The sequence below is a fragment of the Propioniciclava sp. genome (assembly GCF_029977985.1).
GTDB lineage: Bacteria > Actinomycetota > Actinomycetes > Propionibacteriales > Propionibacteriaceae > Propioniciclava.
Genome location: NZ_JARKOT010000150.1, coordinates 1 through 8,154, shown reverse-complemented (window position 1 = coordinate 8,154; position 8,154 = coordinate 1). Strand labels below are relative to the sequence as shown.

Here is an 8,154-nt window from a genome sequence, read left to right as displayed (position 1 = left end):
GCACGGCCTGGGCGTAGTCGCCGGCGTTGAAGATCTGCAGGTCGAACGCCTTGGTGGCTTGGGCGCTCCACAGGCGCAGCGTGTTGACGCGGCCGTTCAGATAGCCCGGCACCATGTAGTTGTAGGGCACGCCGAGCACGTTCCAGTCGGGGATCCAACGCGTGCGTTCGACGCCGTCGGCGTCCGTGTGCTTCTCGGTGGTGCCGCCGAAGTTGACCTGCACGGAGGCCTCGGGGTGCGGGAACTCCCAGGGCGAGCCGAGTGCGAGCCACGTGTCCGGCTGCTCGACCTGGCGGCCGTCGACGAACGTCTGGCGGAAAATGCCGTACTCGTAGCGGATGCCGTACCCGATGCAGGGCACCTTCATGGTGGCGAGCGAATCGATGAAGCAGGCGGCGAGGCGCCCGAGGCCACCGTTGCCGAGCCCGGGCTCGACCTCCTGGCTGCGGAGGGTGGCGATGTCGATGCCGCACAGGGCGAGTCCCTTGGTGGCGATGTCGACGAGATCGGTGGCGAGCAGCGCGTTGCCGAGCTGACGGCCAAGGAGGTATTCGGCAGACAGATAGCCGACGGTCTTGACCTGCGCCTCGCGGGTCTCGCGGCCCGTCTCGAGCCAGCGGGCCATGAGGTAGTTCTTCACGGTGCTGGCGAGGGCGAGGTACTGGTCGTTGATGGAGGAGCGGGAAAGGGCGACACCCTGGTTGGTGTTGAGCTCGTGCAGGAACTCCTTGACGAAGCCGTCCACGGAATACGGCGGCGACCCGACCGGCGCGGTGGCCAGGGGGTGGGTCGGGGTGCTCGAGGGGCCGTAGACCCGGTGGTCGGTTGTCGGGGACTCATCGGCCGGGAAGGCCGTCGGCGCCGCCGAAGTCGTCTGGATCGCATCTGACATGCACCCCAGCCTAAGTGGCCGGGTTCAGCTGTGCATGTTCGGTTGCCATGTGGACGGTTGGCGCTGCTTGGGTTCCGCTGCGTCGTTCTCGGGCATGGCGCGGTGAGGCCGGTGTGATGGGAGGGTCGCGCCGACATGGTGTGCTGACGGGGAGCGCTCCCCGCGCGCGCACTCGCCCACCTGTGCACCGGGAGCATCCGCGCTTGAAGGGAGCGCTCCCCGTCCCCCGGGGAGCGTCGGTGGGGAAGGGGAGCGTGCGGAGGCGCTCGGGCGGAGCGGACGACCGGGACGTGGGGAGGCCACACCGGGCGACCCAGCCGACCGTGGGGAGAGCCGGGTGGGGCCCAGAGCACACTCAACGGCGCCGCAGGCCGCCAAACACCGGGGGACTGGTTCCGCCGGGATCTGAGTGTGAACGCGGCGTCACAAGGGCGGCGCTAGGCCTTCGGTGCCCCGAACGGTCCGAGGACCGGGCCGGGGACGCCGGCCTCGCGCAACGCCGCGGTGCCGCGCTCCAGGAGGTCGCGCTGCACCCCCCATTGCTGGTTGGGTGCGCACTTGGCGAAGATCTTGATGATGGCGGTGCCGCCGCTGACGCTGTCCACGCCCGCGACCGACGGCTCCTCCAGCAGGACGCCCTCCCAGCGGGGGTCGTCGAATACGGCCTTCACAACGCCGTCGAGCACCTCGATGGCCCGAGCGGCGTCGGCGTTCCAGGCGATGGGCACGTCCACGGTCGCCGTCGACCAGCCCTGGCTGGCGTTGCCGATCTTGACGATCTCGCCGTTGCGGACGTACCACACCTGGCCGCCGGCGTCGCGCAGCCGCGTCACGCGCAACCCCACCTCCTCGACGGTGCCCTTCACCTCGCCGGTGTCGATCAGGTCACCCACGCCGAACTGATCCTCGAAGATCATGAAGATCCCCGACAAATAGTCCTTCACCAGCGATTGGGCACCGAACGCGAGCGCGACCCCGCCGATACCGGCCGAGGCGAGCAGCGGTTCGAGCGGCACGCCGAGCGTGCTCATCACGGTGAGGACGACGATGACCGTCAGCACCACGTCCACCGCACTGCGGAGCACCGAGCCGAGCGTCTTCACCCGTGCTGCGTGTCTTGCGTCGTTGATGCCGCCGATCTCGCGCAGGATCCGTTCCGCCCGGCCGGTGAACCCGTCCCGGCGTGCGTCCGTGGCCTTCAGGGACGCCGTCACCACCGTCCTGATCACCCGACGCAGCACGTACCTGGCGACGAGTGCCACCACGAGGATGGTGGCGATTTCGAGCGCGGTTCCGGGCCAGGTGAACGTGAGGAGCGGCGTCATGGACCCATTGTGGTTGAGGCCATCCGGTCAAGCCGGACGCCGCCGGCGCGATTCGCAGCCAAATCGTGACCCGGACGAAACGTTCACTTCACTTGGCTCTCGCTAGGGTGCGGCAGGTCAGCACCCGACCACGTGAGGGGTATCCCAAATGAGTCCCATGCATCGCCGTACCCTCTTCGGTGTCGCCGCCCTGGCCGTTGCCGGCACCGTTGCCGGCTGCGCCGAGAGTCAGCGCACCACTCCGACCGCCGGCGCGACCGGCACCGGCACTGCTGCCGGTGGCTCCGCCGTCGACACCTTCATCTTCGCCGGCTCGTCCGACCCGGTGATGCTCGACCCGGCCATGGCTTCCGACGGCGAGACCTTCCGTATCGCCCGTCAGATCTTCGAGGGGCTCGTGTCCGTCGCGCCCGGCTCGACCGAGCTCGTCCCGCTGCTGGCCACCGAGTGGTCGAGCTCCGACGACGGACTGTCGCACACGTTCAAGCTGAAGGAAGGGGTCACGTTCCACGACGGCACCGCCTTCAACGCCTCCGCGGTCGAGGCCAACTTCGAGCGGTGGGCCAACTGGACCGGCATCAACCAGAACGAGAACATCACCTACTACTACGGCAAGCTCTTCCGCGGCTTCAAGAACCCCGAGGACGGGAACTCGGTCGGCATCTACGACCGCTGCGAGACCAGCGGCGACTACGAGATCACCGTCCATCTCACCGCCCCGTTCGCCTCGTTCGTCGACGCCATGACCCTGCCCGCCTTCTCGATGCAGTCGCCGGACGCCATGAAGCAGTACAACGCCGACACCACCGAGGGCACGGTGGATGACCCGCGCTTCTCCGAGTACGCCACGGCGCACCCGACCGGCACCGGGCCGTTCAAGTTCGAGTCGTGGGACCGCGGTCAGCAGGTCGTCCTCGTCCGCAACGACGACTACCACGGCGACGTCGCGAAGATCAGCAAGGCGGTCGTCCGCATCATCCCGGACGCCCGCGCCCGCACCCAGGAGTTGCAGGCCGGCAACATCGACGGGTACGACCTGGTCGCACCGGCCGACGTCCAGGTGCTCAAGGACGCCGGCTTCCAGGTGCCGAACCGGCCCGCGTTCAACATCCTCTACCTGGGCATCAACCACAACGTCAACCCGGCGCTGCAGGACGTCCGCGTCCGCCAGGCGATCAACCACGCCATCGACAAGGAGGCCGTGATCAGCCAGTCGCTGCCCGAGGGCTCCGTGGCTGCCATCGAGTACATGCCCGACTCGGTCAACGGCTACAACCCCGACGTCACGCGCTACGACTACGACCCCGAGAAGGCGAAGGCCCTGCTCGCCGAGGCGGGTCAGTCGAACCTGACGCTCAGGTTCGCCTACCCGACGGGTGTGTCGCGGCCCTACATGCCGACGCCGGAGGACACCTTCGTCGCGATCCGCGCCCAGCTCGAGGCGGTGGGCATCACGGTCGAGCCGGTCACCGCTCGCTGGAGCCCCGACTACCTCGACCTGTGCCAGTCCGACGAGGGCATCGACAAGCGCGATGTGCACTTCCTCGGCTGGACGGGCGATTACAACGATCCCGACAACTTCGTCGGCGTGTTCTTCGGCCAGAAGAGCAACGAGTGGGGCTTCGACAATCCCGAGCTGTTCCAAGCTCTCAAGGACGCCCGTCAGCTGGCCACCGCAGCCGAGCAGGAGGCGCGCTACGCCGAGATCAACGAGATGATCGCCACGTTCGTGCCGGGCGTCCCCATCGCCCACCCGGCGCCGTCGCTGGCGCTCGGGCCGGGCGTCCAGGGCTACGAACCCAGCCCGGTGCAGGACGAGGTCTGGAACACGATCACCGTCACGCACTGACGAGGCACTGACGCATGCTGCGTTTCGTCGTCCGACGCCTGCTGCTGCTCGTCCCGGTGCTGCTCGGGCTGAGCGTGCTGCTGTTCGCCTGGCTGCGCGCGTTGCCGGGTGACCCGGCGCGCGCGTTGCTGGGGGATCGCGCCACCGCGCAGGGCATCGAACGGCTGAACGCGCAGTACGGCTTCAACGAGCCGCTGCCCCTGCAGTACGTGAAGTACATGGGGCAACTGCTGCAGGGGAACTTCGGGAACAGTCCCCGCACGGGGCAGCCCGTGCTCGCGACCTTCCTCGAACGTTTCCCGGCGACGGTCGAACTGTCCCTCGCCGCGATGTGCTTCGCGGTCGTCGTCGGCATCCCGCTCGGCTATTTCGCGGCCAAGCGGGCCGGCGGCGTCCTCGACCTCGCGGCGGTGGGCAGTTCGCTGGCCGGCGTCGTCATCCCGGTGTTCGTGCTCGCCTACCTGCTCAAGGTGGTGTTCGCGATCGGGTTGCCGGGCTTGGACTGGCTGGCGGTGTTCCCGCCGTCGGGCCGGCAGGACGTGCGGATCAACGCCACCCACATCACGAACCTGTACGTCCTCGACGGGCTGATGACCCGCGAGTGGGATGCCGCCTGGGACGCCCTCACGCACCTCGTGCTGCCGGCGTTGGCGCTCGGCTCGATCCCTCTCGCCGCGATCACCCGCATGACGCGGGCGTCGGTGCTCGAGGTGCTCGGCGAGGACTACGTGCGCACCGCGAACGCCAAGGGCCTCGCCCGGGGGCTCATCACCCGCCGGCACGTGCTGAAGAACGCGATGCTGCCGATCATCACCATGGTGGGTCTACTGACCGGCCAACTGCTGAGCGGCGCCGTGCTCACCGAATCGGTGTTCGCCTTCAACGGCATCGGCTCGTACCTGTTCGATGCCATCTCGACGCTGGACTACGCCGTGCTGCAGGGCTTCATCTTGTTCATCGCGCTCATCTACGCGCTGGTGAACCTGGTGGTCGACCTGCTGTACGGGCTCTTCGACCCGAGGATGCGTGTGCGATGACGACCCTGGAACGACCGCAGTCCCTCGTCGACGCGATGGGTCCTGCCGTCGACGCCAACGAGACCGGCACCAGCCTGTGGGTCGGCGCTTTCCGGCGGTTGCGGCGCAACCCGTCGGCCATCGTCGGCGCCGTCATCGTGGCCGTCTTCGTGCTCGTCGCGCTCCTCGCCCCCGTGCTGGCCCCCTACGAGCCCGCACGCACCCAGTGGGCGAACCAGATCACCCCGACCCGGCTGCCCCCCCTTCTCGGCCGAGCACCCGCTGGGGCTCGACTCGTTCGGGTCCGACTTCCTCACGCAGCTCATCCACGGCGCCCGGCAGTCGCTCGTCATCGGCATCGTGTCGACGCTGCTCGGCCTCGCGGGCGGTGCCCTGCTCGGCGGTCTTGCCGGCGCGTTCGGCAGCTGGGTCGACACGCTCGTCATGCGGCTCGTGGACATCTTGTTGTCCATCCCCGCCCTGCTGCTGGCCGTGAGCGTCGCGGCGATCGTGGGGCGGCGTCCCGAAGCCCTGATGATCGCCATCGCGGCCGCGCAGGTCCCGGTGTTCGCCCGGCTGCTGCGAGGGTCGATGCTGCGCCAACGCGGCCAGGACTACGTGCTCGCCGCTACCTCGCTGGGTCTGCGCCGGCGCACGATCGTGCTGGGCCACGTGCTCCCCAACTCGCTCGGCCCGGTGATCGTGCAGGCGACCCTCGTGCTCGCCACCGCCATCATCGAGGTGGCCGCCCTGTCGTACCTCGGCATGGGCTCGCCCGATCCGACCGTCGCCGAGTGGGGCCGCATGCTCGTCCGCGGTCAGGAGCGACTGCAGAGCTACCCGCACCTCACTCTGCTGCCGGGCCTCTGCATCGCCGTGACGGCGCTCGGCTTCACCCTGCTCGGGGAGGCGCTGCGCGAGGCCCTCGACCCGAAGTCCCGCCGATGAGCGGGACGCAACCGGCGGCGTCCGGCCCCCTGCTGAGCGTCCGCGACCTGAGCGTCGTGTTCGGACGCCGCGGGCAGCCGGGCTTCACGGCGGTCGACCGGGTGAGCTTCGACGTCGCGCCGGGGGAGGTCGTCGGGATCGTGGGGGAATCCGGCTCGGGAAAGTCGGTGACGTCGATGGCCGTGATGGGCCTGTTGCCGCCCCGTGGCGTGGCCGTGACCGGGCAGGCGCTCTATCGGGGCCGGGACCTGCTGACGCTGCCCGACCGTGAGCGCGCCAGGTATCGCGGCGCCGAGTTGGCCATGGTCTTCCAGGATCCGATGACGTCGCTGAACCCGGTGGTGACCGTGGGCGTCCAGGTGACGGAGGTGCTGCACGCGCACGAGAGGATCACCCGGGCGGCCGCGAAGGAGCAGGCGATCGACCTGCTGCGCCGGTGCGGGATCCCGGACCCGGCACGGCGGTTCGGCGAGTACCCGCACCAACTGTCGGGCGGCATGCGGCAGCGAGCGCTCATCGCGACGGCGCTGGCGTGCAAGCCGAAGCTGCTCATCTGCGACGAGCCGACCACCGCGCTCGACGTGACGATCCAGGCGCAGGTGCTGGAACTCCTCGTCGAGCTGGTCAACGACCTCGGAACGGCGATGATCATGATCACCCACGACCTCGGCGTCGTCGCCGGCCTGTGCGACCGGGTGAACGTCATGTACGCCGGGCGCATCGTGGAACGCGCCGGGGCGTGCGAGCTGTTCGCCCACCCGCGGCACCGCTACACCCAGGGACTGCTCAACTCCATTCCGAGGCTCGACGGCGACCGATCCCAGCCGCTCACGCCCATTCCGGGAACGCCGCGCGACGTCATCGGCTGGGCCAAGGCGTGCGCCTTCGCGCCGCGCTGCCGGTACGTGACGGACGCCTGCGTCCGCGGCGACCTCGAGCTCGTCGCCATGGCGCCCAGCCATGACGTGCGCTGTGTCCATCCGGCCGAGTCTCCGCAGGTCGAGCCGACGCAGGAGGACCCCTCGCGGGTCGGGCCTGTCGAGACCACTCCCCAGCCCGAGGAGGCCCCGTGACCGACCACCTCATCGCCGCCGAGGGTCTCAAGGTTCACTACCCGATCCGCAAGGGGCTCGTGTTCGACCGGACCGTCGGGCACGTGCGCGCGGTGGACGGCGTCACGCTGGCCGTGCCGCGGGGCAGCACGTACGGCCTCGTCGGGGAGTCGGGCTGCGGCAAGTCGACCCTCGGCCGGGCGCTGCTGCGGCTGGAGGAGACCGCCGGGGGGCGGATCCTGTTCGACGGCACCGACATCACGGCGCTCAAGGGCGAGAGCCTGCGCCGCCTCCGGCGCCGCATGCAGATGGTCTTCCAGGACCCGATGGCGAGCCTCGACCCGCGGCAGTCCATCCAGTCGCTGCTGACCGAGCCCTTGCGCGTGCACGGGCTCAGCGAGGCCGACCACGAGGAGTTCGGCGCCGACTCCAAGGCGTCCCACCTCGCCAAGGCTGCGAAGATGCTCGAGCTCGTGGGCCTGCCGCGGTCGACGCTGGAGAAGTACCCGCACGAGTTCTCCGGCGGGCAGCGGCAGCGCATCGGGATCGCGCGGGCCGTCATTCTGAACCCCGAGCTGGTCATCGCCGACGAGCCCGTGTCGGCGCTCGACGTGTCGGTGCAGGCGCAGGTCATCAACCTGCTCGAAGACCTGAAGGACGCCCTCGGCCTCACCTACGTGGTCGTCGCCCACGACCTGGCCGTGGTGCGGCACATCTCCGATCTCATCGGCGTCATGTACCTGGGCGTGATCGTGGAGGAGGCGTCGGCGGACGACCTCTACGTCGAGCCGTTGCACCCGTACACGATCTCGCTGCTGTCGGCGATCCCGGTGCCCGATCCGGTGGTCGAGGACGCCCGGGAGCGGATTCTGTTGTCAGGCGACCTGCCGAGCCCCGCGAATCCGCCTGCCGGGTGCCGATTCCACACGCGCTGCCCGTGGGTGCGCGACGAACTGTGCCGCACCGACGTGCCCGCGCTGCGCGAGGTGAAGCCCGGCCGCAAGGTGGCCTGCCACTGGGCCGAGTCGATCGCCGCCGGCCGCATCGAGCCGGACGCCGACGCGGTCGTTCC

General features: G+C 69.5%; 7 protein-coding genes and 1 pseudogene. 6 read left to right on the top strand and 2 right to left on the bottom strand.

Annotation, left to right across the window (positions count from 1 at the left end):
- A partial coding sequence (locus Q1K57_RS09430) for a glycogen/starch/alpha-glucan phosphorylase (RefSeq protein WP_300081472.1) occupies positions 1-892 on the bottom strand: 892 nt, incomplete at its 3' end.
- Positions 893-1,329: 437 nt separating this feature from the next.
- Positions 1,330-2,217 (bottom strand): mechanosensitive ion channel family protein, encoded by an 888-nt coding sequence (locus Q1K57_RS09425; RefSeq protein ID WP_300081469.1) that lies wholly within the window; start codon positions 2,215-2,217, stop codon positions 1,330-1,332.
- A 157-nt stretch (positions 2,218-2,374) separates the two neighbouring features.
- On the opposite strand from Q1K57_RS09425, the gene Q1K57_RS09420 reads away from it, so the two are divergent.
- From Q1K57_RS09420 to Q1K57_RS09400, 6 genes and pseudogenes are all read left to right on the top strand, one after another.
- On the top strand, positions 2,375-4,066 hold the full coding sequence (locus tag Q1K57_RS09420; protein ID WP_300081466.1) for an ABC transporter substrate-binding protein: 1,692 nt from the start codon (positions 2,375-2,377) through the stop codon (positions 4,064-4,066).
- Between the two features lie 14 nt (positions 4,067-4,080).
- Complete coding sequence (locus Q1K57_RS09415; RefSeq protein WP_300081463.1) at positions 4,081-5,103, top strand: ABC transporter permease; 1,023 nt, start codon at positions 4,081-4,083, stop codon at positions 5,101-5,103.
- Positions 5,100-5,285, top strand: a pseudogene (locus Q1K57_RS15750) (ABC transporter permease); the annotation flags it as partial. The gene Q1K57_RS09415 and the pseudogene Q1K57_RS15750, both read left to right, overlap by 4 nt.
- A 157-nt stretch (positions 5,286-5,442) precedes the next feature.
- On the top strand, positions 5,443-6,030 hold the full coding sequence (locus Q1K57_RS09410; protein ID WP_300081460.1) for an ABC transporter permease: 588 nt from the start codon (positions 5,443-5,445) through the stop codon (positions 6,028-6,030).
- Positions 6,027-7,103, top strand: a complete 1,077-nt coding sequence (locus Q1K57_RS09405) for an ABC transporter ATP-binding protein (RefSeq protein WP_300081457.1) — start codon at positions 6,027-6,029, stop codon at positions 7,101-7,103. Before Q1K57_RS09410 ends, Q1K57_RS09405 begins: the two co-directional genes overlap by 4 nt.
- The coding region (locus Q1K57_RS09400; RefSeq protein WP_300081454.1) for an oligopeptide/dipeptide ABC transporter ATP-binding protein at positions 7,100-8,154 on the top strand (1,055 nt) is incomplete at its 3' end. The genes Q1K57_RS09405 and Q1K57_RS09400, both read left to right, overlap by 4 nt.

Bases quoted from the DNA above. Each gene is read 5' to 3' on its own strand.
- Q1K57_RS09425 (WP_300081469.1), bottom strand. From the start codon at position 2,217: ATGACGCCGCTCCTCACGTTCACCTGGCCCGGAACCGCGCTCGAAATC.
- Q1K57_RS09415 (WP_300081463.1), top strand. From the start codon at position 4,081: ATGCTGCGTTTCGTCGTCCGACGCCTGCTGCTGCTCGTCCCGGTGCTG.
- Q1K57_RS09405 (WP_300081457.1), top strand. From the start codon at position 6,027: ATGAGCGGGACGCAACCGGCGGCGTCCGGCCCCCTGCTGAGCGTCCGC.
- Q1K57_RS09420 (WP_300081466.1), top strand. From the start codon at position 2,375: ATGCATCGCCGTACCCTCTTCGGTGTCGCCGCCCTGGCCGTTGCCGGC.